25 protein-coding genes and 1 pseudogene are annotated in these 26,207 nt (G+C 65.7%); 10 read left to right on the forward strand and 16 right to left on the reverse strand.

The annotated features are described in order from the left end of the window. Nucleotides 1-182 precede the first annotated feature (182 nt). Nucleotides 183-1,163: a prolyl aminopeptidase gene (gene pip, locus DBY63_RS16080; RefSeq protein WP_108582433.1), complete on the forward strand. Its 981-nt coding sequence runs from the start codon at nt 183-185 to the stop codon at nt 1,161-1,163. A 5-nt stretch (nt 1,164-1,168) separates the two neighbouring features. On the opposite strand, the gene DBY63_RS16085 is transcribed toward pip, so the two are convergent. After that, nucleotides 1,169-2,062, reverse strand: a complete 894-nt coding sequence (locus tag DBY63_RS16085) for a LysR family transcriptional regulator (protein WP_108582434.1) — start codon at nt 2,060-2,062, stop codon at nt 1,169-1,171. A gap of 96 nt (nt 2,063-2,158) precedes the next feature. On the opposite strand from DBY63_RS16085, the gene DBY63_RS16090 reads away from it, so the two are divergent. The 4 genes from DBY63_RS16090 (at nt 2,159) to DBY63_RS16105 (ending at nt 5,530) form a co-directional block, all read left to right on the forward strand. Further along, nucleotides 2,159-3,328 (forward strand): MFS transporter, encoded by a 1,170-nt coding sequence (locus DBY63_RS16090; RefSeq protein WP_108582435.1) that lies wholly within the window; start codon nt 2,159-2,161, stop codon nt 3,326-3,328. 108 nt (nt 3,329-3,436) lie between these two features. Continuing rightward, nucleotides 3,437-3,937 (forward strand): GNAT family N-acetyltransferase, encoded by a 501-nt coding sequence (locus DBY63_RS16095; protein ID WP_108582436.1) that lies wholly within the window; start codon nt 3,437-3,439, stop codon nt 3,935-3,937. A 102-nt stretch (nt 3,938-4,039) separates the two neighbouring features. Continuing rightward, the gene (locus DBY63_RS16100; RefSeq protein WP_042136971.1) at nt 4,040-4,291 is read left to right on the forward strand and encodes a hypothetical protein; all 252 of its coding nucleotides are present in this window, start codon (nt 4,040-4,042) and stop codon (nt 4,289-4,291) included. A gap of 78 nt (nt 4,292-4,369) precedes the next feature. Then, on the forward strand, nt 4,370-5,530 hold the full coding sequence (locus DBY63_RS16105) for a histidine kinase dimerization/phosphoacceptor domain -containing protein (RefSeq protein WP_108582437.1): 1,161 nt from the start codon (nt 4,370-4,372) through the stop codon (nt 5,528-5,530). Here DBY63_RS16105 and DBY63_RS16110 read toward each other — a convergent pair. The 6 genes from DBY63_RS16110 to DBY63_RS16130 all read right to left on the reverse strand — a co-directional run bounded on the left by DBY63_RS16110 (nt 5,527) and on the right by DBY63_RS16130 (nt 12,133). Further along, nucleotides 5,527-6,342 (reverse strand): glucose 1-dehydrogenase, encoded by an 816-nt coding sequence (locus DBY63_RS16110; protein ID WP_108582438.1) that lies wholly within the window; start codon nt 6,340-6,342, stop codon nt 5,527-5,529. The two genes, DBY63_RS16105 and DBY63_RS16110, sit on opposite strands and share 4 nt — an antisense overlap. Before the next feature lie 69 nt (nt 6,343-6,411). Further along, complete coding sequence (locus DBY63_RS16115) at nt 6,412-6,891, reverse strand: hypothetical protein (protein ID WP_108582439.1); 480 nt, start codon at nt 6,889-6,891, stop codon at nt 6,412-6,414. Between the two features lie 113 nt (nt 6,892-7,004). Beyond that, on the reverse strand, nt 7,005-8,126 hold the full coding sequence (locus tag DBY63_RS16120; protein ID WP_108582440.1) for a hypothetical protein: 1,122 nt from the start codon (nt 8,124-8,126) through the stop codon (nt 7,005-7,007). A gap of 319 nt (nt 8,127-8,445) precedes the next feature. After that, on the reverse strand, nt 8,446-10,050 hold the full coding sequence (locus tag DBY63_RS16125) for a DUF6119 family protein (RefSeq protein WP_108582441.1): 1,605 nt from the start codon (nt 10,048-10,050) through the stop codon (nt 8,446-8,448). Nucleotides 10,051-10,150: 100 nt separating this feature from the next. Then, nucleotides 10,151-10,891, reverse strand: coding sequence for a hypothetical protein (locus tag DBY63_RS24775; protein ID WP_146750259.1), 741 nt, complete (start codon nt 10,889-10,891; stop codon nt 10,151-10,153). Between the two features lie 369 nt (nt 10,892-11,260). Next, complete coding sequence (locus DBY63_RS16130; RefSeq protein ID WP_108582442.1) at nt 11,261-12,133, reverse strand: alpha/beta fold hydrolase; 873 nt, start codon at nt 12,131-12,133, stop codon at nt 11,261-11,263. A 73-nt stretch (nt 12,134-12,206) separates the two neighbouring features. On the opposite strand from DBY63_RS16130, the gene DBY63_RS16135 reads away from it, so the two are divergent. After that, entirely contained in the window at nt 12,207-12,770 is a 564-nt protein-coding gene (locus DBY63_RS16135) for a TetR/AcrR family transcriptional regulator (RefSeq protein WP_108582443.1), read from the forward strand. A gap of 60 nt (nt 12,771-12,830) precedes the next feature. After that, nucleotides 12,831-12,968 (forward strand): hypothetical protein, encoded by a 138-nt coding sequence (locus DBY63_RS25010; RefSeq protein WP_169742428.1) that lies wholly within the window; start codon nt 12,831-12,833, stop codon nt 12,966-12,968. 433 nt (nt 12,969-13,401) lie between these two features. Here the strand turns inward: DBY63_RS25010 and DBY63_RS16140 are convergent, their stop codons facing one another. The 5 genes from DBY63_RS16140 to DBY63_RS16160 form a co-directional block, all read right to left on the reverse strand. Further along, on the reverse strand, nt 13,402-14,178 hold the full coding sequence (locus DBY63_RS16140) for an SDR family oxidoreductase (RefSeq protein ID WP_108582444.1): 777 nt from the start codon (nt 14,176-14,178) through the stop codon (nt 13,402-13,404). Next, on the reverse strand, nt 14,175-15,035 hold the full coding sequence (locus DBY63_RS16145; protein WP_108582445.1) for an amidohydrolase family protein: 861 nt from the start codon (nt 15,033-15,035) through the stop codon (nt 14,175-14,177). The genes DBY63_RS16140 and DBY63_RS16145 overlap by 4 nt, the downstream gene beginning before the upstream one ends. Next, on the reverse strand, nt 15,032-16,324 hold the full coding sequence (locus DBY63_RS16150) for an L-fuconate dehydratase (protein ID WP_108582446.1): 1,293 nt from the start codon (nt 16,322-16,324) through the stop codon (nt 15,032-15,034). Before DBY63_RS16150 ends, DBY63_RS16145 begins: the two co-directional genes overlap by 4 nt. A gap of 107 nt (nt 16,325-16,431) precedes the next feature. After that, nucleotides 16,432-17,280 (reverse strand): ureidoglycolate lyase, encoded by an 849-nt coding sequence (locus DBY63_RS16155; protein ID WP_108582447.1) that lies wholly within the window; start codon nt 17,278-17,280, stop codon nt 16,432-16,434. Nucleotides 17,281-17,323: 43 nt separating this feature from the next. After that, nucleotides 17,324-18,064, reverse strand: a complete 741-nt coding sequence (locus DBY63_RS16160; RefSeq protein WP_027600111.1) for an SDR family oxidoreductase — start codon at nt 18,062-18,064, stop codon at nt 17,324-17,326. Between the two features lie 152 nt (nt 18,065-18,216). Between DBY63_RS16160 and DBY63_RS16165 the strand changes: the two genes are divergently transcribed. Further along, a complete protein-coding gene (locus DBY63_RS16165; RefSeq protein WP_027600112.1) occupies nt 18,217-18,981 on the forward strand; it encodes a FadR/GntR family transcriptional regulator in 765 nt (254 codons plus the stop codon). Nucleotides 18,982-19,652: 671 nt separating this feature from the next. Beyond that, complete coding sequence (locus DBY63_RS16170) at nt 19,653-20,483, forward strand: PhzF family phenazine biosynthesis protein (RefSeq protein ID WP_108582448.1); 831 nt, start codon at nt 19,653-19,655, stop codon at nt 20,481-20,483. Between the two features lie 7 nt (nt 20,484-20,490). Here DBY63_RS16170 and DBY63_RS16175 read toward each other — a convergent pair whose 3' ends face one another. Then, on the reverse strand, nt 20,491-22,308 hold the full coding sequence (locus DBY63_RS16175; RefSeq protein WP_027600114.1) for a nucleotide pyrophosphatase/phosphodiesterase family protein: 1,818 nt from the start codon (nt 22,306-22,308) through the stop codon (nt 20,491-20,493). Nucleotides 22,309-22,440: 132 nt separating this feature from the next. Here DBY63_RS16175 and DBY63_RS16180 point away from each other — a divergent pair, with 132 nt between their 5' ends. After that, nucleotides 22,441-23,223, forward strand: coding sequence for an aldolase (locus DBY63_RS16180; protein WP_108582449.1), 783 nt, complete (start codon nt 22,441-22,443; stop codon nt 23,221-23,223). 9 nt (nt 23,224-23,232) lie between these two features. On the opposite strand, the gene DBY63_RS16185 is transcribed toward DBY63_RS16180, so the two are convergent. The 3 genes and pseudogenes from DBY63_RS16185 to DBY63_RS25380 all read right to left on the reverse strand — a co-directional run bounded on the left by DBY63_RS16185 (nt 23,233) and on the right by DBY63_RS25380 (nt 25,965). Next, a complete protein-coding gene (locus DBY63_RS16185) occupies nt 23,233-23,514 on the reverse strand; it encodes a hypothetical protein (protein ID WP_108582450.1) in 282 nt (93 codons plus the stop codon). 213 nt (nt 23,515-23,727) lie between these two features. Then, a complete protein-coding gene (locus DBY63_RS25275; RefSeq protein ID WP_256204021.1) occupies nt 23,728-23,862 on the reverse strand; it encodes a hypothetical protein in 135 nt (44 codons plus the stop codon). A 26-nt stretch (nt 23,863-23,888) separates the two neighbouring features. Then, nucleotides 23,889-25,965 (reverse strand): annotated as a pseudogene (locus DBY63_RS25380) (PAS domain-containing protein). Between the last annotated feature and the right edge of the window lie 242 nt (nt 25,966-26,207).

Raw genomic sequence — 26,207 nt, forward strand, 5'->3', positions numbered from 1 at the left:
CGCCGCAGGCGCGGCGCGAGGGGTTTTCGCGAAGGGCCCGCCTTGAGCCCCGCAAGCCCACCAGCGCTGGGCGTGCAGCCCGGCACGGGTGCGGCGGGCAGCCGTTTTGCGGCGCCGCTTCGACTGGAACTCGGGCGGCCGGCGCTGGCTCAGCTACCTCGAAGCCCACCTGAGAAACGACCATGGATGCACCCTGCGCCGTCACCTACCAGCTCTTTCCGGAAATCGAGCAGCCCAACCGCAGCGGTCGGCTGCGGGTGAGCGCGTTGCACGAACTCTACTGGGAGGAATGCGGCAATCCCCGGGGCGTGCCGGTGGTCTACCTGCACGGTGGACCGGGCGAAGGGGCCGAGCCCAGCAAGAGGCGCTTCTGGGATCCGGACCACTACCGCATCGTGCTGTTCGATCAGCGCGGCGCCCTGAGATCCACCCCCCTGGCCGAAACCCGCGACAACACCACCCAGCACCTCATCGATGACCTCGAACGGTTGCGCGAGCACCTGGGTATCGAGCGCTGGCTGCTCACCGCCGGCTCCTGGGGCACCACCCTGGCGCTGGCCTATGGCGAAGCCCATCCCGAGCGCTGCCTGGGTTTCCTGCTGCGCGGCATCTTTCTCGGCACCGCCGACGAGGTGCACTGGTACCTGCACGGCATGCGGCGCTTCTTCCCCCGTGCCTACGAGGATTTCGTCAGCTGGATTCCGGAAGACCGGCGCGATGCCGCCCTGGACGCCTACCTCGAACGTCTGCTCGGCGAAGACCCGCAGGCGCGCCTGGACGCCGCCCGGGCCTGGGTGCGCTACTCGGCCAGCTGCTCCCTGCTGCGCCACGATCCGGAAGGCGTGGAAGCCCAGGCCGCCGACGAGCAGACCACGCTGGGCATGGCCGTGCTCGACGCCTGGTACTTCAAGCATCAGCTGTTTCTCGAAGAGGACCAGTTGATCCAGGGCCTGGCGCGCATCCGCCAACTGCCCTGCTACCTGGTCCAGGGCGGCCACGACATGATCGCCACGCCGAATTCCGCCTACCGGCTGCACAAGGCCTGGCCCGGCTCGGTGCTCAAGATCGTCAACGACGCCGGGCACGCGCCCACGGAGCCCGGCACTACCAGTGCCCTGATCGAAGCCACGGAGCGTTTCAAGAGTGACGGGCGCTTCGCCTGAGGGCCTCAGTGGCCCAGCCGCTCCACCAGGAAATCCACGAACACCCGTACCCGCGCCGGCATGGTCGAGCCGCCGACGAAGACCGCGTGGATGGGCTCCAGATCGCCCGGATTCCAGGCCTCCAGGAGCGGCACCAGGGCGCCGCTGCGCAGGTCCTCGGCCACGCTGAATTCCCCGATGCGGGCGATGCCGGCGCCTTCGCGGGCCAGCAGCGCCAGGGCCTCGCCGCTGTTGCACTCGATGTTGCCGCTGATCTTCAGGGCGAAGGCCTGGCCATCACGCACGAAGGGCCAGTCGGGCAGGGCGCGGCGAAAGTTGAATCTCAGGCAGTTGTGGTTGAGCAGGTCTTCCGGCACCTGGGGTGTGCCGTGGCGGGCGAGATAGGCCGGCGAGGCCACCACCACCTGCCCGGTGACGCCGATGGGGCGGGCGCTCAGGGGGCTGTCGGCCAGCTGGCCGAAGCGGATCGCCACGTCGGCCTGGCCAGCGAGGATGTCCACCACCTCGTCGCCCAGCGCAAGGTCCACGACGATGTCCGGATAGCGGGCGCTGAAGGCCGCCACCAGCGGCACCATGGTCATGCGGCCATGGCCGAGGGCGGCGCTGACGCGCAGGCGCCCACGCGGTACGCCCTGGTCGGCGATGGCGTCTTCCACCTCGGCCAGGTCCGCCAGGATCCGTCGCGCCGCGCGCAGATAGGCCTCGCCCTCGACCGTGAGGGTGATGGCCCGGGTGGTGCGCAACAGCAGTCGCGTGCCGAGGCGCTGCTCGGTACGGGCGATGGAGCGACTCACCGCCGAAGGCGTCAGGCGCAGGGCTCTGGCGGCGGCGGACAGGCTGCCGGCCTCCACCACCTGGGCGAACACCGCCATCTCTCCCGAGCGACCATTCAGATCCACTTGTGACTCCAGGGCAAAGGTGCATGCCAAAACCGCCGTCTACCGGCGCTTGAGCGGGGAGCTTAGCATTCGCAGCATAGATAAGGAGCCTTTCCCATGCGTATCAATCCACCCCTGCTGGCCCTGGCCACCGGTGCCTTCGGCATCGGCGTCACCGAATTCGCGCCCATGGGCATGCTGCCGGGCATCGCCGCCGATCTTGGCGTGTCCATTCCGGCGGCGGGTCTCTTGATCAGCGCCTATGCCCTGGGCGTACTGATCGGCGCGCCCCTGATGACCCTGACCACCGGCCGCATTCCGCGCCGTCATCTGCTGATCGGCCTGGTGGCCATCTTCACCCTCGGTAACCTGATGTCGGCGCTGGCGACCGACTACACCAGCCTGCTGATCGCCCGGGTGGTGACCTCGCTCAACCATGGCGCCTTCTTTGGCGTCGGCGCCCTGGTGGCGGCCAGCGTGGTCGCCCCGGACAAGCGCGCCGGGGCGGTCGCCGCCATGTTCATGGGCCTGACCCTGGCGACCATCGGCGGGGTGCCCCTGGCCACCTGGTTCGGCGAATTGCTCGGCTGGCGCCAGGCCTTCTGGGGCATCGCCGGACTCGGCCTGCTGACCATGGCCGCACTCTGGTTCGCCCTGCCCAACGTGGCCCTGCCACCGAGCGATGGCGTGCTGGCCGAGATCCGCGTGCTGGGTCGCCCGCCGGTGCTGGCGGCCCTGGGGCTGACCGTGGTCGGCTCCGGTGCCATGTTCACCGTCTTCACCTATATCGCGCCGATCCTTGCCCGCGAGACCCATGGCTCCACGGCCTTCATCACCGCCATGCTGGTGCTGTTCGGCGTTGGCCTGACCCTGGGCAATCTCTGGGGCGGCAAGGCGGCGGACAAATCCATCGACCGCACGCTGATCGCCTCCCTGGGCGTGCTCATCGTGGTGCTGCTGGCCTTCAGCGTACTGATGCGCTGGCCGCTGGCGGCCGCCGTAGCCATCCTCGTCTGGGGCATCGCCAGCTTCGCCCTGGTGCCGCCGCTGCAGATGCGCGTGATGGAAGCCGCCAAGGACGCCCCCAACCTGGCTTCGGCGGTCAACATCGGCGCCTTCAACCTGGGCAATGCCCTCGGCGCGGCCCTGGGCGGCGCGGTGATCGACGCCGGTCTCGGCTATCCAGCGATCTCCCTGGCCGGCGCCGGCATGGCCGCCCTGGGCCTGCTGATGACCCTGGCGCTGGCCTGGCGCGGTCGGGCCGCCGGGGCCGCGGTAGCCGGGTAGCCACGACACCTGCGGCGATCCGCTTTCCGCGAGCGTCGCAATCAGACTGGCACCACCCCTGTCGCTCTGGCCACAATCGGGTCTGACCTTTTCCAGGGAGTCTTGGCGATGGACCGGACCTGCACCACCTTCTACCTCGAAATGACGGCCTCGACCGAGTTGCGCGAGAAGCCGCCACGGCCCGACCTGCAGATCGTCGAGTGCGAGGTGCCGCAACCCGAATTCAATCGCTTTCTCTATGCCCTGGTCGGCCAGGCCTGGGACTGGACCGATCTGAACGGCTGGAGCGACGCCCAATGGCGCGCGTTGGTGGAGCAGGACGGGCATCGCACCTGGGTCGCCTATCACCGCGGCGCCATCGCCGGTTACTACGAGCTGTACCGCCCGGACGGCCGCAACGTCGAGATCCGCTACTTCGGCCTGGCCGGCGCCTTCATGGGCCTGGGCTTCGGCGGTCCGTTGCTGAGCCATGCACTCCGTTCCGCCTGGGAGTGGCCCGGCACCGAGCGCGTCTGGGTGCACACCTGCACCCTGGATCACCCGGCGGCACTGGCCAACTACCAGGCGCGTGGACTGCGGATCTATCGCGAGGAAGACGCGCCCCTCTGAGGCGCTGCGCCAGCCGTTCGGTGCGTCACCCTCGACGCACTGAACGCCCGATCGTTGTTTCCAGTCCGACTATTCAGAAACGACCTTCTGTGGATAGACGGCATGCAAGCACTGAAAAGCCAGTTGGCGGCGCTGGACCCGCCCATCAAGCACGAGATCCAGTCCCAGGGTGACAACCTCCTGATCACCCTCATCGATCCCGCCCGGCCGGCGCGGGTGTCGCGCGTGCTCAACCAGACCCTGGTGCGCAACACCGCGCTGCTCTACGAGGTGATCCGCGACGCCATCAACGAATTGCGCGCCATCGGCAGCCTGCCGGCCATCACGGCGGACGAGATCTATCCGGACGATTAGCGACGGCAGGCAGCCCGGGTCAGCGCTCGCTGAGGCCGTTGTCCCGGTGCCTTGCTCATGCCAGAAGGAAAGCCTTCGATGAACGATGAACAGCGGGTCCAGGCCCTGACCCAGCGGCAAAAGCTGCTGGCGGACTTTGGAGACTTCGCGCTGCGCTGCGAGGATCTGGACGAGATCCTCATGCGCGCCTGCCACCTGGTGGGCGACGCCCTCGGCACCGAGCTGTCCAAGGTGCTGGAGATCGAGCGCGGCGAGCACCAGGCGCTGGTCCGCGCCGGGGTCGGCTGGAAACCCGGGGTGGTGGGCCAGGCCAAGGTGTCTCTCGGCGAGCGCTCCTCCGAAGCCTATTCGATCAAGGTCAGCCGCCCGGTGATCACCCCGGACATCTCCAAGGAAGACCGCTTCGACCTGCCCGATTTCCTGCGTGACCACGGCGTCCAGGCGCTGGTGAACGTGCCGATCTTCCTGCCCGGCGGCCGACCCTATGGCCTGTTGCAGGTCGACGCCCGCGAGCCGCGGGACTTCGGCGAGGAAGACGTGGAATTCCTGCGCACCTACGCCACCATCCTCGGCCCGGTCATCGACCGCCTGCTCAAGAGCAGCGACCTCAACGACGCCCTGCAGGCCAACACCCGGTTGATGCAAGAGATGCAGCACCGCATCAAGAACCACATCGCCATCATCGCCGGGCTGGTCTGGCTGAGATCCCGCGCGGCCCAGTCCGACGAGGCCCGCCAGGAGCTGCAGGGCATCGGTGCGCGCATCGACGCCCTGCGCCTGGTCCACGAGCAGCTCTATGCGGCCAACACCGCCCAGCAACTGCGGCTGCGGCCCTTCGTCATGCAGTTGCTGGAGAATCTCTGCCACCTGCACCAGGAGCACTCCGGCCAGGTGCGGCTGCAGATCGGCATCGCCGACGTCGACCTGGACCCGGACACCGCCGTGCCCCTGGGCATGATCCTCACCGAATTCGCCTCCAATAGCCTCAAGTACGCTTTCGACGGCGAGGGCGGCCTGCTGGCGGTGGACATCGACCTCGCCGAGGACGACACCTGGCGCGTGCGCATCCAGGACGACGGCAAGGGCCTGCCGTTGCAGACCTCCGCCCGCAAGCCCGGCTCGGGCACCGGCATGAAGCTGATCGAGGGCCTCGCCGGCCAGATCGGCGCCCACGCCCAATGGTCCCGCGCCGGCGAGCGCGGCACAGAGTTGCAGTTGAGCTTCAGGGTGAAGGGCTAGGGGGCCTCGACCACCGCCGGCGTCACCGCCGAACCGGCCAGCAGGCCGCCATCCAGATTCAGCTCGCTGCCGGTCATGTAGGCGGCTTCATCGGACGCCAGCAGCAGCGCCACGGCCGCCACCTCTTCGGGGCGGCCAAAGCGTCGCAGTGGCGTGTCCCGTACCAGCGCCGCCATACGTGCCGCGCGATCCGGGCCATCGCCCAGCATGGGCTCCCACATCGGCGTGAGGATGGCGGCGGGGTGGATCGAATTGCAGCGGATGGCGAGGCCCTGTTCCGCGCAATAGAGCGCCACCGTCTTGCTGTGATTGCGTACGGCCGCCTTGGACGAGGCATAGGCCGCCGCGCCGGGGATACCCACCAGCCCGGAGCGCGACGAGATATTGATGATGGACCCGGCCCCGGCCGGACGCATGGCGCGGATGCCATGCTTGCAGCCGAGAAAGACGCCATCGAGGTTGGTGCGATGCACCGCGTGCCAGTCTTCGAGCCGGGCGTGTTCCGGATCCTGGGCCGCCACACCCTCTTCGAAGCCGGTGATACCAGCGTTGTTCACCAGCACGTCGAGCCGACCGCGCTCGGTGAGGATCTGCCCGGTCACCCGCCGCCAGTCGGCCTCCAGGCGCACATCCAGGGGCCGATAGCAGGCACGGTCGCCCAGTTCGGCTGCGACGGCGTGGCCGAGCTCGGCGTTGAGGTCGGTGACATAGACGAAGGCGCCTTCCGCCACGAAAGCCCGGGCGATGGCGGCGCCTATGCCCTGGGCCGCGCCGGTGACCAGGGCGGTCTTGCCCTTGAGTTTGGTTGCCATGCGAATACGCCCTCCAGATCGTGACAGGCATCCGAGGGTAGTCCAGCTGGTCGGGTCAGGGGGCCAGCATCACGCCTTGGCGCTCACTCCGCCAGTGCTTTCGCCGGCTTTCTTCAGGGCTTCGGTATAGGCGGCGTAGGCCGTCGTCAGGGCTTGGCTGGCGGCGGCGACATTGGCCTGGGCGGCTTCGCGCGCAGCCTGGCTGGCTTCCTGCTCGGCCTTGGTGTCGCCCTTGCTCCGGGCCTCCACTGCGCGCAACTGCTTCTGCGCCAGCTCCAGTTGCCGCTTGGCCATGTCGATGGCCTTTTGCAGGGTATCCAGGGTCTTGTTGCCGGTGCTGCCCTTCTCGCTGGCAGGGGCAGCGTCGGCTTCGGCCTGGTCCTTGATCTGGTTCAGCGGATTGGGCTTGCCGATCCCCTTGGGCTTCTTGGATTGCTCGACCTTGGCCTCTTCCTCGGCGGTGGGCTTGGCCGTCGCGCCACCCAGCCTGAGCGTGGGCGCGCGCAAGATGCCGTGGCCGATGCCATTCACCGACAGCGTGCTGGACATCGCGGACTCCTTGAAAGGTACATCTCAAGGGTAACGGCCGCGAAGGGCAAAGATTGAGCGAGAGTGGCGGCGGGGCCCACGGCGGCTGCCGGAGGGGCCCCGCTGATGCCTGGCTACTGGCTGATGACGGCGTGGTTGGAGAAGCCGCTCTGGGTCAGGTTGATGGCATTGCCCGCGGTGCTCTGGGTCAGGTCGGCGGTGTGCTGGCTGCCGCTCTGGGCGACGGTGATGCTGGAGGCATTACCGGTCACGTAGGCCGTCACCCCGAGGTTGTCGCCCTGCTGATCGACCTTCAGCTGGCCGTCGTTGCCCAGGTAATAGGCATTGATGCCGTTGGCGTCGCCATTGGACGCCAGATCCAGCTGGTTACCCTCGCCCGAGACGATGGCGGCGGCGCCATTGCCGTCACCGGTCTGCGCCAGGGTCAGGCTGCTGCCCACGCCGTAGACATTCACGTCCGCCCGGTTGAGATCACCGCGCTGGGCGATGTCGACGGTGCTGGGGCGCGAATAGCTGCTGGAGTGCCGGACCCGGGCATCGTTGCCGTTGCCCTCCTGCACCACCTTGGAATCCACCCGCTCGCCGCCTTGCTTGAGGCCGATGTAGTTGTCGTTGCCGCGTTGCTCGACGATCGTGGTCGAGTCCTCGCCGGTCTGCCTCACCCAGGCCTCGTTGCGCAGGCCAAAGCTGGTCACCTGCAGGTCCTGGCGGTCACCGTGCTGAGCCAGGTCCAGCTTGCCGTTGAGTCCATCCTGGCGGACCGTCAGGGTGTTCTGGCCCGCCGCGTAGCTGTCCTGCTCGATGTCGATCCGATGATAGCCGCCGTCCTGATGGACAGAGGTGTCCTGCCGCAAGCCGCTCTGGCGCACCACCGTCGCGTTGCCGCTGCCCGGTCCCTGATCGACCTGCACCCGGTCATAGCCGCCATCGCGCTGCTCGATATCCACCAGGCGCTGCGATCCCCAGACCTGATTGACCTCGACCGCGCTCCTGGCATTGGTCTGTACCACCCGCACGCGGTCATCGGCATCGTTCTGCTGGGTGACCTGGGCATTGAGAAAGCTGCCGCTCTGCTGGATATCCGCCTGGTTGCGCGCCGACAGCTCGCTGCCCTGGTTCAGGTTCACCACATTGAAGCCGCCGTTCTGCTGGACGTTGGCCGTATTGGACGCGGCCCAGGCGGCACCGGTGTTGGCCAGCAGCAACGCGACCATGAGGGAGCGGGAGGTTTGCATGGGGACGGTCCTTGTGGGGCTTGCTTCGGGCGCAGGCCGCAGTAGTGGGCAAGGAGGGGCATGTCGGGAGCGAGAGATTCGCTGAGTGATAGTCTAATTGGGAAGACTAAAAGCACAATCGGTTGAAAGAGCGATAGTGCAACTGGCGTAAGCTATCTCTTTTAATAAATAATATACCGGTCGCTTTCATTTGGGTGATTATCAATATAGCAGCCTTTTAAAACGTTGGGTGCGAATAAGTGCTTGCCGTTAATAGAATAAGAGCTGGTTGATCAGTAGCGCTCATTTGCAGGCTATTTGCTATTAACATTTAAATGGTTTACGTTGTTTGTTTTTTATGCTTTGATATATATATTTTAGGCTTTAGGTTGAAGCTTTTTATAAGCTTCTGCCAAGACTCAATGGCTAGTAAAAATTGTATTGAGTTAAATTGTGTAATCCTTTGGATGTCTTGTTCGAAAACAAACCATAGTGATGCGGTCGTCAGCTCTTCATTGAGTTGGATAGTTTTTCTTTGTATCAGCTCTACAGAGTCTTTCGATTGTTCTATGTTGTAGATGAGTTGGTGGCTGGTTTCTGAGATTTTAACGGATACGATCTCTCCCTCTTTGAAGAGGTCTGCAATTTCGACTTTGTATTTGCCTTTTCCTTGCTCTAGAGATTGAATTGGAGTTAGTTGCCTATCTAGTAAAGTGAAGCCGTTGTCGGTACATTGCTTTTTGTTGAAATAAGACTCGCGATAGGTCAAGCGGTCGTCAAGCACTTCGTTGGCGTTTATCCTGCGTTCCTTATCGATCTTCCACCTTTGATAATCAGCTTCGTCTAAATCTTCTTTTATTTCGGTTTCAATACTGTTTAGTGATCTTTTAAGATACTCCATAAAGGTTTGGTTGAATTTATACCATTCCCCGCCTTTTAAGAAGTATTGAAAACCTTCGTAATCAATTGCTACGTCCATAAGCTCTTTTAGGTCTTTAGTGAATGCTCCTTGTTCTTCGTTTTTAAATTGAATCCGAAGTTCATTGATGCTGGTGATATCTTGGTTTTCTGAAAGAAAATCTTTAATGCTCGCTATTTCAATTGAGTTGCCGAGATCTTTTTTGTAAAAGCCCGCTTGATTTGGTTTTTTACAAGACAAGCGATAGGAGTAGTTATGAAAGTGGAAGCAAATATTTACGCCGTGAATATAGAACTCTTCGACTTGCACATTCGCCTTCATTTCTTTTATGGAGGTGAGAAGGGAGCTGTCTAAGTCCTCTATCAAGTTCTCCGCTGCAGGTTCAAGTTTAGGCAGTTGAATTAGTTCCTGTCCTACGATAGTGGTTTCGATTTGATCAAAAATGGCTGCAAGGTCTATAGGGCTCCTGTTTATGTCCATTTGGATTGAGTCGGCAAATATTATATTCCTTTCTCCCCAAATTTCTTTATTGGATGCCTTCAGTTTTAAATGGTCGACTGATTCTCCTGGTTCGTAGTTTCCAAGCTGAAATCTTTGGTAGGAGGATACGTCTTGTCTTTTTGTTCCAGCAAAATGTCGGCTCTTTTTTAATAGGATTGTATCTTCATCGGCCATCCTTACGGCTAAGTGAATTCCGAAGTCTGGATGAATAAATTTGGAGAGATAAAAGTGTGATTTTCCAAGGCTGACAGCATATATTTCTTCCGGTTTGTCTATGTTCCGGCAAAGCAACATTCCGTAGTGGAAAATATTCTTGGGTTCATTTATGTCGTCATTAAAAAAATCTCTATAAACCTCCCACCACCAAACGTCGTTGCCTCTCACGTTCTTGGAAAAATAAAATGTCATTAGATAATTTTTGGTGCTCTGTGTTTTTTGCTCTGTTAAGCAAACTGCGTTAAGTTTTTCCAATAGTTGATCTATTTTTTCGTGTTTTATTTTGTAAATGTTGTAGGTGGTGGACATTGCAATTCCCTTTACATGTGCGCCGGTAACTGGTTTGGCTTGACTAAATTTCGTGGCGATGATGAGGTTTTGATAATTTTTTAAAGTGCTGGTTTTGAATTCAGTTCATGGCCCCAAACCCATCAGCTGCTGAGCAATACCGTTCTCTTACAAATTCTCTGCCCTTAACGCTCTTCAACTCTACGCATTCCTCCTTAAACCACTGCTTCGCCCCCTTCCTACATTCCCGGTACTCAATGGAACCCTTTCGGTGATTCCTACAAACGCTCCCGTAATCAATCCGATTGTCTTGCACCTCCCACTCAGCCAAATAAGAGCCGCTGCCATCCCACTTACGAACCCAATGACTTTCGCTGAAGGAGGGTGAAGAAGAGGTGCGTACGGGAGCTAACTCCCGCCCCGCCTTGTACTGAGCGAGATAGGCTGCCGACACCATTCCCTGCGGAGCCGAAGTCGGCTCTTGGGCGCGAGGCACAGCGCCATAGCGGCACCGCAGTACATCTTCATCCACCACGTTGCCTTGCTTGAGGCAGGCATCCAGCGGCTGAGAGGTGGCTATGACTTGGCGCGGAACAGGTGCAGAGGAAACAGGCGGAGGTGCGGGAGTTTGGCTTTCCGCGACTTCAACGGAAGGTTCAGCCACAGGCGCAGGATGCAACCAGCGCTGCACCCCAGGCCAGTTGAGCCAGAGCAGGGCGATAGGCACCAGTAGCCAGACGAATAGCAGAGGAGAGCGCTGAGCCTTGCGGCGGCGGTGGTAGTCGGGAACGGCGTCGAGTTCGGCGATGAGCGCGGCGCGGTAGTCTTGCGCGGTCTTGCCGTGACGGTCTTTGGGTGGCATGGCGGCGTCCTGGCCGGGGCCGAGACGAGGGATCGTGACGGCTGCTTCCTTGTGATGGACTTCACGTTAGGTGGCAGGTAGCGGAGCGTCAAGGCTGGCGAAGTGCCGGAATCGCATCCGTTCGCGCAATCAAGTCGGACGATTTTGCGTGCGATAGGGTTGAAACCCGCGAGTGGCCAGGCGTCGGCTTGTGACAAGGTGGTGGCAGCAGCCTAAGACGCGCCTACTGGAGCCGACGAGCTGTCACCACGACCATTCAGACGGTCGCAACAGTTAGGGCTTAATCCGCTGACTTTAAGCGGTACGGGCTGGCGATGTCGGCCCGTACAGTCCTGGCCAAGAGCGCTATGCCGTGCGCTCAGCCGCCACTCAACCGGGGTTGGGCATCCGGGGCAGGGCGGCGAACCAGTCCAGGGCGCGATCCCACAGCGGCTGGGCGCTGGCGCGGAAATAGCCCATGTGGCCGATGGCGCCGCCGTGCTGGCGGGGGTCGAGGTCTTCGCGCTGGAGGTCGACGTTGCGATAGGCCTGCATGAAGGCATCGCGCGATTGCGGGGTGGCCCAGAGATCGTCCAGGGCGTTGACCGCGACGATGGGGGTGCGCACCGCGGCGTAGCCGGCTTCGATGCCTTGCATGGCCGGGTCGTCGAAGAAGTAGTGGGGATAGCTGCACCAGTGGCGCCACTGGCGATAGACGTCGCGCGGCAGGTCTTCGCCCAGGCCCAGGGCGCTCCAGGGGCAGTAGCCCTTCCACCAGGTCAGCACCGGCAGGACCAGTTTCCACATGGTCAGCACCTTGAGTCTTTCCAGCGGCGGCATGTAGCCGTACCAGCCGGCGCTGGTGCCGAAGACATAGAAGCCGGCCACCTTGGCGTGGTTGGGCAGGAGGCCGAAAGCATGGCCGCCATAGGAGTGGCCGACCAGGTAGAGGGGGACGTCGCCCTGGGCCATGCTGTCCACCGCGGCGGCGAGGTCCTGGCGCGCCCAGTCCAGCAGGTCCATGCGAAAGCCCTTGAGCGAGGCCGGCGCCGAACGGCCGATGCCACGGTAATCGAAGGTCAGGGTCTCGAAACCGCGGGCCGCGGCGTGCTGGGCGAAACGTCGATAGAAGCCTTGGGGCACGGCGGTGGCGCCGGCGACGATCAGCCGTCCCTGCAGCGGCCCCTGGGCGGGATAGCGACTGGTGCTGAGGCGATAACCGTCCGCGGTGATCAGCTCCTCGACGAGGGCGTCGCTGGGCATGGGGTGGTCCCTATGACAGTTGTTATAATGCCTGGACGGTAGATTATGACGACTGTCATAGCAAGGAGAATGGATGACCGAGCAGTCGACGGTACGGAAACGGGTGGTGGTGGCGGCTTCGGCCATGCTGGCGCAGCACGGCCTCAATGCCACCAGCATCCGCGAGACAATCAAGCGCGCCGAGGCGCCGCTGGGGTCCACCTATCATCACTTCCCCGGTGGCAAGCACCAGCTGGTGGTGGAGGCGGTGGAGCTGGCCGGCGCCCAGGTCAGTCGCGATCTGGAGCGCCAGCTGCAGGCCGGGGCCCTGGCGGGAATCCAGGGCTTCTTGCGACTCTGGCGCGACATCCTGCTGGACTCGGACTTTCGCGTCGGCTGCCCGGTGATGGCGGTGGCGGTGGAAGAACCGGTGGACGAGATCGCCCAGCGCGAGCTGGACGCGGCGGCGGGCATCTATCGCCGCTGGGAGGCTCGGCTGCAGGTGGCGCTGGTCGAGCATGGTCATGCGCCGGAGGCGGCAGCGGGATTGGCCACGCTGCTTGTGGCGGCGGTGCAGGGGGTGATCCCGCTGTGCCGCGCCCAGCGCAGCATCGAACCCTTCGACCGGGTCGCCGAACGTCTGGTGGCGCTGGTCTAGCGGGAACGCCGCCGGGGCCGGCGGACTCCACCAAGGGTGCCTCTACGAGCGGAGTACCCCATGAATCCCGAACCCGCGGATGATAAGCAGACCCCCCACGACTACGACGAATACGGCGATGTGCCGGATTCGGCGAATACTACCACCACCGAAGAGCGCGAGGACCTGGACGACAGTCCGTTGAGTCCGAAGCGCTAGCGGTGCCTGCCGCGTGGACAAGGCTGCGCCGTTGTCCACCCTACGGGAGCTCGCTCTCGCCAAACTACGGCAGATGGGTAGGGTGGAAAACCGCGCAGCGTTTTCCACGTATGGATGATCCAACCGCTGACTCCGATACCGCCCCCTCTCCCCCGGGGAGAGGGCTGGGGTGAGGGTGGCCACAGCGGCAGGCCTGCACTCCAAGGGCGGTTTTGGTGCCCGGCGCGTGGACAAGGCTGAGCCGTTGTCCACCCTACGGGAGCTCGCTCTCGCCAACCTGCGGCGGATGGGTAGGGTGGAAAACCGCGCAGCGTTTTCCACGTATCGATGATCTCGGCTAACGCCAAACCCTGCCGCCATCACGATACCGCCCCCTCTCCTTCCGGGAGAGGGCTGGGGTGAGGGCGCCTTCCTGCTCCTCCGCCTCATTCCCTCACGTCAACGCCCGATCCAGATGCAGATAGCCGCCATCCACGCTCAGCCATTGGCCGGTGGTATGGCTGGAGCGTGGCGAGAGCAGGAAGGCCACGGTGTTGGCGATCTCCTCCGGGGTGGTCATGCGGCGGCCGAGGGGGATGCGCGCGGTGATGGCGGCGAGTTTGGCGGCCGGGTCGGGAAAGCCCTGCAGCCAGCGTTCGTAGAGCGGGGTCATGACCTCGGCGGGGATCACCGCGTTGACGCGGATGCCGTCGTCCAGCAGCGAGGCGGCCCACTCGCGGGTCAGGGCCAGCACGCCGCCCTTGGCCGCGGTGTAGCCGCTGGTGTCTCCCTGGCCTGAGAGGGCGGTCTTGGAGGCGATGTTGACGATGGCGCCGGTGCTGGCGCGCAATGCCGGCAGGCAGAGATGCGCCAGGTGGTAGTAGTGCACCAGGTTGCGTTCCAGGGAGGCGACGAAGGCGGCGCGACCGGCGCTGAGACTGACGCCATCGTTGACTCCGGCGTTGTTGACCAGTCCATCGATGCGCCCATAGGCGTCCTGCACGGCGGCCACGGTCCGCTCGCATTCGGCTTCGTCGCACAGCTCCACGGTGAAGGCCCGAGCGCTGGGTTGCCGTTCGGCCAGTTGCGCGGCGAAGTCGGCTGCCAGCGGCTCGCGGGCGAGGATCACCGGGACGGCGCCCTCGGCCGCCAGGGCCAGGGAGACGGCGGCGCCGATGCCGGAGCCGCCGCCGCTGACCAGGAACACCTTGTCGGTCAGGTGCAGATTCATGCCACTGCCTCCCGTGGCTGGGTGCCCAGGCCATAGAGCCGGGCCGCGTTGCCGCCAAAGACCGCCGCACGTTCACTGCTCGTGAGCTCCAGCAATGCCTGCTCGGCCAGGTCGACCACCTCGGCGTAGCTGGCGGCCAGGGTGCAGACCGGCCAGTCCGAGCCGAACAGCAGGCGCTCCGGCCCGAAGGCCTCCAGGGCGATGCGCGCATAGGGCAGCAATTGCTCCGCCTGCCAGCCCTGCCAGTCGGCCTCGGTGACCAGCCCGGACAGCTTGCAATGCACATGGGGCAGCCGCGCCAGGGGCGCCAGCAGCCGGGCGTAGTCGGCGGGCGCGACCCGGCCCGGCGGCTTGCCCAGGTGGTCCAGCACCAGCACGCCGTGGTCATGGCATGCGGCGAAGGCGGTGGCGGCGGGTAGGGTCTCGGCATGGATCAGCAGTTCATAGAGATAGCCGTGCCGCTGCAGGGTGGCGACGCCCCGGTTGGCGGCGGCATCGGCCAGCCAGGCGCCGGGATCGGCCTCGTCCTGCACCGGATGGCGGAAGCCGCGCAGGTGACGACTGCCCTGGCGCCGTTCCAGGCGCGCCACCAGGTCGGCGGCGCGCAGATCGGTCCAGCCGACCACCGCCTGCACCCAGGGCGTGCGGGCGGCGAGGTCGAGCAGAAAGTCCGTCTCCTCTTCCAGGGTGCGCGCCTGCACGGCGATGCAGCCGTCGAAACCGGCCCGCTGCAGGTGCGGCTCCAGGTCGGCCGGCAGATGGTCGCGTTGCAGCCCGGCCATGCGCCCGTCGATCCAGGCGAATTCGGCCGGCCGATAGCGCCAGAAGTGCTGGTGGGCATCCAGGCGCGGGCTCATGACGGCTGCCCTCCGGCATGGCGATAACGCGCCCGGGAGGCGGCCTTGATGGCGATGGAGAACCCCGGCGCCTGGGGCGCGAGATAGGCGGCGCCGCGCACCCGGCAGGGATCCTCGAAGTGTTCGTGGAGGTGGTCGACGTATTCCACCACCCGGCCCTCGTGGGTGCCGGCGACGCAGAGGTAGTCGATCATCGCCAGGTGCTGCACGTATTCGCAGAGGCCCACGCCGCCGGCATGGGGGCAGACCGGCAGGTCGTACTTGGCGGCCATCAGCTGCACCGCCAGCACCTCGTTGAGGCCGCCCAGGCGGCAAGCGTCGAGCTGCACCACGTCCAGGCCGCCGCGCATGATGAATTGCTTGAAGAGGATGCGGTTCTGGCACATCTCACCGGTGGCCACCTTGACCGGTGCCACCGCCTCGCGGATGGCGCGATGGCCCTCCACGTCGTCGGGGCTGGTGGGTTCCTCGATGAACCAGGGCTGGGCGAAGGCCAGCTCGCGTACCCAGTCGATGGCCTCGCCGACTTCCCACACCTGGTTGGCGTCGATCATCAAATGGCGCTCGGGGCCGATCACCTCGCGGGCGATGCGCACCCGGCGGATGTCGTCGGCGAGATCGCGACCGACCTTGAGCTTGATGTGGGAAAAGCCGGCGTCGATGGCCTCCTGGCAGAGGCGGCGCAGCTTGTCGTCGGGATAGCCGAGCCAGCCGGCCGAGGTGGTGTAGCAGGGATAGCCCTCGGCTTCCAGGTGCTGCAGGCGCTCGGCCTTGCCCTCGGCGCGCTGGCGCAGCAGGGCCAGGGCTTCCTCGGGGGTGATGCAGTCGGTGAGGTAGCGGAAGTCGATGCAGCGCACCAGCTCTTCGGGACTCATCTCCGCCACCAGGCGCCAGACCGGCTTGCCCACGGCGCGCGCCCAGAGGTCCCAGGCGGCGTTGACCACCGCGCCGGTGGCCAGGTGGATGGCGCCCTTGTCCGGGCCGATCCAGCGCAGCTGGCTGTCGCCGGTGATGTGGCGCCAGAAACGGCCCGGGTCTTCCTGGATCCACTCCAGGGTCAGGCCTTGCACCCGCGGCTCCAGGGCGCGCAGGGCGGCGCAGCAGATCTCGTTGCCGCGGCCGATGGTGAAGGTGAGGCCGTGACCCTCCAGCCCCGGCTGGTCGGTCTGCAGGATGACGTAGGCGGCGGAGTAGTCCGGATCCGGATTCATGGCATCGGAGCCATCCAGCGCCTGGCTGGTGGGAAAGCGGATGTCTTCGATCTGCAGGCCGGTGATTGTTGTTGGCATGGCGCTGTCCTCGAGGGGTTTTCGCGGGCTGAGCGAACCCGGCCCCGTGCCCGCTCGATGAAAAGCGGGCACAGGGATTAGCTGGCTGTGGATAGGGGTGGCTTGCCCTAGTCGGCGGCGACGGTGCGCTGGTGCTGCTCGCCCAGGCCCTGGATGCCCAGGCGCATTTCCTGGCCGGGCTTGAGGTACACCGACTGCGGCTTGACGCCCATGCCCACGCCCGGCGGCGTGCCGGTGGAGATGACGTCGCCCGGTTGCAGACTCATGCAGCGGCTGAGGTAGGCGATGATCTGGGCCACCGTGAAGATCATGGTGCGGGTGTTGCCGTTCTGGTAGCGGTGGCCGTCCACCTCCAGCCAGAGGTCGAGGTTCTGCGGATCGGCCACCTCGTCGGCGGTCACCAGCCAGGGGCCGAGCGGGCCGAAGGTGTCGAAGCCCTTGCCCTTGTCCCAGGTGCCGCCGCGTTCGAGTTGCCACTCGCGCTCGGAGACGTCGTTGACCACGCAATAGCCGGCCACGTGATCCAGGGCGTTGGCTTCGTCGATGTAGCGCCCGGCCTTGCCGATCACCACGCCCAGCTCCACTTCCCAGTCGGTCTTGGTCGAGTCGCGGGGGATCTGCACGGCGTCGTTGGGCCCGCAGATGGCGCTGGTCCACTTGTTGAACACCACCGGCTCCTTGGGCACGTCCAGGCCGGATTCGGCGGCGTGGTCGGCGTAGTTGAGGCCGATGCAGATGAACTTGCCGACCCGGCCCACGCAGGGGCCCAGGCGCGGCGTGCCGTCCACCAGTGGCAGGCTGTTCGGGTCCAGCTGACGCAGCCGGGCCAGGGATTCGGCGCCGAGCGCCTCGCCGGCGAGATCGGCCACCTGGCCGGAGAGATCGCGAAGCCGGCCCTGGGCATCCAGCAGACCGGGTTTTTCCTGGCCCTGGGGGCCGTAGCGCAAGAGTTTCATCGGAGCTCCTATGAGGGGAAAAGGGTGCGGACGAAAAACGGCGTCAGACGCTCCAGCCACCATCGATCACCTGGGCGGTCCCGGTGACGAAGGCGGCGGCGTCGGAGGCAAGATACAGGGCGAGGGCGGCGATCTCCTCCGGCCGACCCACGCGACCCATCGGCTGGCGGGCGGCGAAGGCGGCCTGCACCTCGGCTTCACTGCGGCCTTCGCGGGCGGCCTGGTCGGCGATGCGCTGGTGCAGCGAGGGGGAATCCACGGTGCCGGGGCAGATGGCGTTGCAGCGGATGCCCTGGCCGACATAGTCGGCGGCCACCGACTTGGTCAGGCCGATCACCGCCGCCTTGCTGGCGCCATAGGCGCAGCGATTGGCCACGCCCTTGAGGCTGGAGGCGATCGAGGCCATGTTGATGATGCAGCCGCCGCCTTGGGCCAGCATGCCGGGCAGTACGGCGCGGATCATGCGGTACATGGCGGTGGCGTTGAGTTCGAAGGAGAAGCGCCAGGCGTCTTCGTCGCAGTCGAGGATGCTGCCGGCGTGGACGTAGCCGGCGCAGTTGAACAGGACGTCCAGGCTGCCCAGGTCGGCGACCAGGGCGGTAACCGCCGCCGCATCGGTGACGTCCAGCACCCGGGTGTGCAGCCCTTCGAGGCTGTCCAGGGCGGCGGCATTGATGTCGGTGGCGATGACCTCGGCACCGGCGCGATGGAAGGCGAGGGCGGTGGCCCGACCGATCCCCTGGCCGGCGGCGGTGACCAGGACGCGTTTGCCTGCATGACTCATGCGGGAGACCTCTTGGCTGATTATTGTTGTGAGTCGCCTGACCGCCAGCGGTCAATGGTCAGGCCATTGGTCCTATGGTTTAGACCCTGCTAGGCTCTCAGGCAAGGATTTTTTCGCGGCAGACTGCGCGACCTGCATGAGACGAGACCGCCATGCCCCTTCAGGTGATTGAAAAACCACGGCTTTACCGGCAGATCGCCGATCAGCTGCGCGCCCTCATCGACGGTGGCGAATATCCGCCGGGCAGTTGCCTGCCCGCCGAGCGCGAATTGGCCAAGCAGCTGGGGGTGAGTCGTGCCTCGGTGCGCGAGGCGCTGATCGCCCTGGAGGTGATCGGCCTGGTGGACGTGCGCGTCGGCGACGGCGTGCGGGTCTGCGCGCCCAGCGCCCCGCCGCCGCCGGACACCCCGGTGCTGGAACTGGCCGGGCGCGGCCAGTGGGCGGAGATGGATCCGGAGCTGAGCCTGGCGCTGGATCTGGACGCCGAGATTCCGCCCTTCGCCCTGCTGCAGGCGCGCCGCCTGGTGGAGCCGGAGGCCGCCGCTCTGGCCGCAAGCCATGCCAGCGCCAGCGAACTGGCCGGCATCCGCGCGGCCTATGGGCGCAACGTCGAGGACAATCGCCTGGGCTCGACCACCCATCCCGGCGACCGGCTGTTCCATATCCGCATCGCCCAGGCCAGCGGCAATCCGGCCTATGCGCTGCTGCTGCGCCATCTGCTCGGCCATCGCTACGGCAGCATGTTCCAGCTGCTGCAGCGCCGCTACACCCCCGAAGACATGCCAGACCGCTCCCAGCAGGAGCACCTGGCCATCCTCGAAGCCCTGGAAGCCCACGACCCCGACGCCGCCCGCCAGGCCATGGCCGCGCACCTCGATGCCGTGACCCGCATCTTCGCGCGGCCGGCGGTGGAGTGAGGAGCTGCCCCCTCTCCCTTTGGGAGAGGGCTGGGGTGAGGGTGGGTAGCCCGGCCGTTGGGCTTCGCTGCGCTCAGCGCCAACCTACGGGTGAGCGATGATTCGTGGACAAGGCTGCGCCGTTGCCCACGCTACGGCACGGCGCTACCCCTCCGCGCGGAACCGCCCCCTCTCCATTGGGGAGAGGGCTGGGGTGAGGGTGGCTAGTGCCCATTGGGCTTCGCTGCGCTCAGTGCCAACCTACGGGTGGGCGGCAGGTTCGTGGACAAGGCTGCGCCGTTGTCCACGCTACGGCACGGCGCTACCCCTCCGCGCGGAACCGCCCCCTCTCCCTTGGGGAGAGGGCTGGGGTGAGGGTGGTGGGTGCCCATTAGGCTTCGCTGCGCTCAGCGCCCACCTACGGGTGGGCGGCAGGTTCGTGGACAAGGCTGCGCCGTTGTCCACGCTACGCAGGGCGCTGACCCCTCCGGAACCGCCCCCTCTCCCTTGGGGAGAGGGTTGGGGTAAGGGCAAACCCCACGACGATGCCGTAGGGTGGAAAACCGCGCAGCGTTTTCCACGCAAACCCCGCGCAACGCCCGTCTGTACGGCCATTTAGCGACCCGGCTGTGGCTGGCCCCACCGGCGCCCGACCGCGGACAATCGGCGCTTTGCCCAAGGAGTCCGCCGCCATGCCCCTCGTCTTTCATCAGGTCGATGTGTTCGCCCAGCGCCCCCTGGAGGGCAATGCCCTGGCGGTGGTCTGCGGCGCCGATGCGCTGTCCACCGAGCAGATGGCCGCCCTGGCGCGCTGGACCAACCTGTCCGAAACCACCTTCCTGCTGCAGCCCACCGATGCGGCGGCGGATTACCGGGTGCGCATCTTCACCCCGCAGCGCGAGCTGCCCTTCGCCGGCCATCCGACCCTGGGCAGTTGCCATGTCTGGTTGCGCGAAGGCGGGCGGCCCAAGGGCGGCGAAGTGATCCAGGAATGCGGCGCCGGCCTCGTGCCGATCCGCGCCGCCAGGGAGGAGCTGGCCTTTGCCGCGCCGCCGCTGGTGCGAGGCGGTGCGGTGGAGCCCGAGATACTGGCGCGCATCGCCCGGGGCATTGGGCTGGCACCTGAGCGTATTCAGGCCAGCCAGTGGGCGGACAACGGCCCCGGCTGGGTGGCGGTGCTGCTGGAGAGTCGTGAGGAATTGCTGGAGCTCCGCCCGGACTATGCCGCCTTGGAAGGCCTCAACGTCGGCCTGATCGCCCCCTGGACGGGCAGCGCGGCCGAGGCGCAATTCGAAGTGCGCGCCCTGATGGGTGAGGAATTCGCCGAAGACCCCGTCACCGGCAGCCTCAACGCCAGCCTGGCGCAGTGGCTGATCCCGGCGGGCCTGGCGCCGGAGCGCTATCTGGCCAGCCAGGGCACGGTTCTCGGCCGGCGCGGCCGGGTGCGGGTAGCCCGCATCGCCGACCAGATCTGGGTGGGTGGCGCGGTGCAGGACTGCATCCGCGGCACCCTCAGCCTCTAGGCGCGGATCACAGCCCGACCGAGCGACCCTTGAAGCCGGCCGCATCGAAGTAGCGGGTGTCGCCGACGTTCTGGGTCTTGAGTTCGGTGACCAGCCCGCCCGCCGCCGGTGCCGAGCGCTGCACCCGGTGGCTGGCCTTGACCGGCTTGCCGCCTTCCAGGCTCTCGCCGATCACCCGGCCGACCAGTTGCCCCTTGGCCGGGATCTCCAGGTGCAGCAGGTGCGCCAGGGTCTGGCCGACGTCGGCGTTGCTGACCGGACTCAGGTCGACGAAGCCCTTGCGGAAGTCCGGGCCGATGGCCGCCATGAAGTTGTGGGTGTCGCCGCGGCTGAAGCTGCCGTGCATGCCCTGGCCCTGCTGCAGCCCGGTGTCGGCCACCTCGACGGCGCAGACGTCGGGCTTGCCGCAGCCGCTGTCATAGGAGCGGAAGTTGACCACGATGGCCGGGTAGGGGGTGAGCGCCGACCCCTTGAGGTTGATCGCCGAGAGCGGCAGGGTGCCGGGGATCTTGCCCAGGTCGTCGTCGACGAACAGGCCGCTGACGTAATCCTGCTTGAGCAGCGCCGCGACCACCTTGGGCGCCAGCGTCTTGGCATCGCCCTGCGGCAGATAGACCAGGTCCGAGCCGCCGTTGGCCGCCACCACCACTTCCGGCTTGGCCGCGTCCGGGCCGATCAGGCCATTGGCCTTGCTCGGGTGCTGACCCTGGTCCATCGCCACCGCGGCGCCCTTGGCGTCCGGATCGAGCAGCGGCAATTTCAGCGCGGCGGCGAGATCCAGGGCGAGGAAGCCGGGCGGCAGCTGCCCCTTGGGCACGTCGGGGTAGCTGGCCTTGGCCGCCGGACTGGTCTTGCTCTCCTTGGAGATGGTGGAGAAGCCATGGTCGGCGCTGACGAAGATGTCGGTGTTGCCGTCCAGGCCCAGCTCCTTGAGCCGGGCGCGCAGGGCGCCGAGGTTGGCGTCGACGTTGCGGATGGCGGCCAGGCTGGTGGGGCCGTTGATGCCCGGGGTGACCTTGCCCAGGCTGTCGCCCTGGTTGTGCTGGGTGCCGTCGGGGTCGCGCGACCAGAACACCAGCACGAAGGGCTTGCCGCTCGCCTTGAAGCGCGGCAGCAGCACCTGGTTGGTGACGTCGAGGAAGTAGCGCTGCTGCTCGACGTTGGCGCTCAGGGTGCCGGGCGTGGTGGCGTTGCCGGCCTTGCCGTTGGCGCCCCGGCTCGGGGCTTCCAGCGGCAGACCGGCCTGTTTCAGGGCGTCCTGCATGGCCGCGCTCAGGGGAATGCCGGTGGGATGACCGGTGGAGTCGTCGACGATCACCGTCTTTTCGCCGTCGCGGGCGGTCACGTCCTGGATGGCCACCGGACCGAGCTTGCCGACGGCGGCGGTGGACAGGCCCGCCTGGCGCGCGGCGGCCAGCAGGGTTTCCTCGTCCAGGTAGTTGCCGGCGAAATGCTCGTCGACGTCGCCCAGCACCTCGTCGTTCTCCAGGAAGGGCGTGACGCTGTTGTTGGCGCCCGGCACCGGGAAGCCGGTGTAGATGGTGTTACTGAAATCCCCGGTGTCGCCCAGGTAGTGCCCGGTGGCCAGGGCCGAGGCATTGGGCGTGGTGAAGGTCGGGAACAGCGAGTGGCTGTTCTGGAAATTCACGCCCTCGCGGCGCAACTGGGCCAGATTCGGCGCGGTCTGGGCATCGACGATGTTGGCGCGCAGGCCATCGGGGATGAAGAGAATGACGTTGCGCGCCGGCTCCGCGGCCATGACGGCCGAACTGGCGAGAAGGGCGAGGCTGCAGGCACGGGCGAGACGGGTCGGAAGGAAGGCCATGGAAAACTCTCTGCAGGGAGGAAAGATGGCAGAGATGTAACAAGAGATTGCTGCAATTTTATGATGACAGCGCCATGACAGGGGGCGGCATCCTTTGTGCAGCACTCCGGCCTCTTTCCAAGGAGCACCCCTATGGCCCACGCCTTCGCGAGTACCACCGCCGCTGCCCGTCACCTCGATCTGGACACCCCGGCCATCCGCCAGGCCCGCATCGATCTCGCCGCCTGCTTCCGCATGGCTGCCCGCCTGGGCCTGGGCGAGGGGATCTGCAATCACTTCTCCTTCGTGGTGCCCGGCCACGACGAGCTGTTCCTGGTCAATCCCTATGGCCTGGCCTTCGCCGAGGTCACGGCATCCTCGCTGCTGATCTGCGACTTCGACGGTGGCGTGGTCATGGGCGAGGGCGCCCCCGAGGCCACCGCCTTCCATATCCACGCCCAGCTGCACCGCCTCAATCCGGGGGCACGGGCGGCCTTCCATACCCATATGCCCAATGCCACGGCGCTCTGTCTGCTGGAGGGCGAGCCCTTCGTCTGGGCCGGGCAGACCGCGCTGAAATTCTATGACCGCCTGAGCGTGGACGAGGACTACAACGGCCTGGCGCTGGACGCCACGGAAGGCGAACGCATCGCCCGGGCGGCGGGGGACGCGGCGGTGGTCATGCTGAAGAATCACGGACCCCTGGTGCTGGGGCCAAGCATCGCCGAGGCCTGGGACGACCTCTACTACCTGGAGCGCGCCGCCGAGGTGCAACTCAAGGCCATGGCCAGCGGTCGGCCGCTGAAGCCGGTGGCACCGTCCATCGCGCACGCGGCCTGCCAGCAGATGCTGCAGGGCAACGCCGACAGCGCGCGGCTGCACCTGGAAAGCGTGAAGCGCCAGCTGCTGCGGCTGGAGCCGGATTACCGGGACTGAGCGGGGCGGTCAGCCGCCGTGGCTGCGGCGCTGAGACACGGCCTGCACCTGCGGAGCGGACAGCTCCAGTGCGGCGGCCGCGACCACGGGCAGCTGGGCATCCAGCTGCTCGATCAGGCGCTCGCGCAACTGGCGCTTGAGCGCGCGACTCATGTCGAGCTGGCCATGATGATCCAGGGCCAGAAAGCCCTGCTGGAGGATCTCGATGGACAGGGACGGGACCTCGGCGCCCAGCGGGCAGACATCGAAGGCAAGCGACTGAGCGTGGGCTGACGGCATCCTGGTGATCATGGCTGTCCCTCCTGGACCAGAGCCCCATCATGCCAGGCCCGGCGGAGAGCGCTGGAGTGGCAAAACGCGGACCCGTGGACTGTTGCGCATTTTGTCGGCGCGAAAAAAAGCCCGGGATCCTCCCGGGCTAAAAGCGCAGATGTCAGCTTCTACGATGCCTTTCGGCATGGAAGAGAGCTTGCCACCGCCCGGCTTATGGCTGGCTTAACGTCGCTAGCGGATCAGCGAGGCCAGCAGGGCCATGCAGGCGATGGCGGTAAAGATCAGCAGGAGGTGGAGCAGGGAGAGCTTGTCCATGAGCGAGGGCACGGGTAGCGACGCGGAGGGCCGATGATAGCAAAGAGACATCACGGCACGCCTGACCTGCTCGCGACTCAGGCCCTTTGCAGCATCGCCTGGATCCGCCGCTCCAGCGTATCCAGGGTGAAGGGCTTGGTCAGCACCCGCATGCCGGTTTCGAGATGGGCGTCGTCGATGACCTGGCTTTCCGCATAACCGGTGATGAACAGCACCGGCAGCTCCGGTCGCAGTCCGCGCAGGGCGTCGGCCAGCTGGCGGCCGTTGAGGGCGCCGGGCAGGCCGACATCGGTGATCAGCAGGTCCAGCGGGGTATCGGGCGAGAGCAGGGCCAGAGCGGTGGCGGCATCGGCCGCCTCCAGTACCCGGTAGCCCTGGGCGAGCATGACTTCCACCAGCAGGGTACGGATGGTGGGTTCGTCGTCGACCACCAGGATGGTCTCGCCGTGGCCTGGGGCGTGAGGCTCCGGTTCGGCCGGCAAGGCGCTGTCGGCCAGCGGCGCCAGGTGATGACGCGGCAGATAGAGGTGTACCCAGGTACCGGCGCCGGGCGCGGAGTCGATGCGGATCTCGCCACCCGACTGCAGCACGAAGCCATGCACCATGGACAGTCCCAGGCCGGTGCCCTGGCCAATGGGCTTGGTGGTGAAGAAGGGATCGAATACCCGGGCGAGGACCTCGTCGCTCATGCCGCTCCCGGTATCGCCCACGCTCAGGCGCACGAAGTCGCCCACGGGCAGGGCCTGGCGCTCGGCCTGGGTCGCGTCCAGGCGCTCGTTGCTCAGGACGATACGGATGCGCCCGCCGTCGGGCATGGCGTCGCGGGCGTTTAGGCAGAGGTTGAGCAGGGCGTTTTCCAGCTGCAGGCCGTCGATGTGGGTCAGCCAGAGCCGGGGATCGGCTTCGCGCTCCAGGGCGATCTGCGGACCTATGCTGCGCTGGATCAGGTCTTCCAGGCCGATGACCAGTTGCTCCAGCGCCACCGGTTGCGGATCCAGGGTCTGGCGCCGGGAAAAGGCCAGCAGCCGGTGGGTCAGGGCGGCGGCGCGTTGGGCGGCGCTGCGGGCGGTGCCGGTGTAGCGCTCGAGGTCCTGCAGCCGGCCCTGGCGCAGGCGCAGGTCGAGCATCTCCAGCGAGCCGAGGATGCCGGTCAGCAGGTTGTTGAAGTCATGGGCGATGCCGCCGGTGAGTTGGCCGACGGCCTCCATCTTCTGCGACTGGCGCAGGGCTTCTTCCATCAGCCGGATGCGCTCCTGCTCGTTGAGGCGCTCGGTGACGTCGTAGGCGAACTGATAGGCGCCGATGCGCTGGCCGTCGGCATCGAGCAGCGGGCTGAATTGCAGTTCGTAGTGGCGCCTCACCGACCGAGACGATCTCGTTGAAGGCTTCGCCGGTAAAGGCGCGCTGCCACTGCGCGGACAGCCGTTCGCTGATCTCCGGGCGACTGTCCAGGGCCGAGCGGTAGGACGCCCCCAACTGCGGGCGGACGCCAAAGACCTGTTCGAAGAGATCGGCGCCGGAGCCATTGACCGCCAGCCAGCGGAAATCGAAGTCCAGTACATGGATCATTGCACTGGCGGCGTCCACCACCTTGGCCAGGATGCGGTTGGCGGCCAGGGCGGCCTGCACCCGTTCTTCGAGGGTTTCGTTGAGTTGCCGCAGAGCGATTTCGGCGCGCTTGCGCGCGGTGATGTCCTGGAACAGCACCGCGACCTGGCGGCGGCTGGCCGGCTCGATGCGAAAGGCGGCCAGCTCCAGGTAGCGCCCGGTGGCCACCAGTTCCTGCTCGAAGCGGATGGCTTCGCCGGTGCGCAGCACGTGCCCATAGCGGTCGAGCCAGGCCTGAGCCTCGTCGCCGACCATGTCGCGCAGCTTCTGGCCCACCACGTTGGGGATACCGGCATGGGCCGCATAGGCCGGATTGGCCTCGATGTGGATGTAGTCGCTCAAGGGGCCGTGGGGCCCGTCGAGGAATTCGATGATGCAGAAGCCCTCGTCCATGGCGTTGAACAGGAACTGGTAGCGTTCGCTGGTCAGGGTCGCGCTGTTTTCCGCAGGCACGGCGCGGGCATCTAGCTGCTGGCGCAGCTGCTGATTGCGTTGCTCCAGCTCGGCAAGGCGCGCCAGCAGGGAAGGGATGTCGGCGACAGGCAAGGCAGGCTCGGCGAGAAGAGATGAGACGACGGCTTCGCCTCAAAGACCGGCATTAGACGGCTTGGGGCGAAAAAGTGCCGGGCGCGTCACAGATTCTTTAAGGTAGGGTTCAGGGGCCGGTCAGAGAGGCTGAGGTGAGCGCGAAGACCGACTCGGGTGGCCAGGGACTAGCTACTTGAGAGATGTCTGACCACTCTGCTTTGGGTGGATTGACACCTGTCAAAGTCACTCATACGATGTCA

This window comes from Pseudomonas sp. RIT411 (assembly GCF_003057735.2).
GTDB lineage: Bacteria > Pseudomonadota > Gammaproteobacteria > Pseudomonadales > Pseudomonadaceae > Chryseomonas > Chryseomonas oryzihabitans.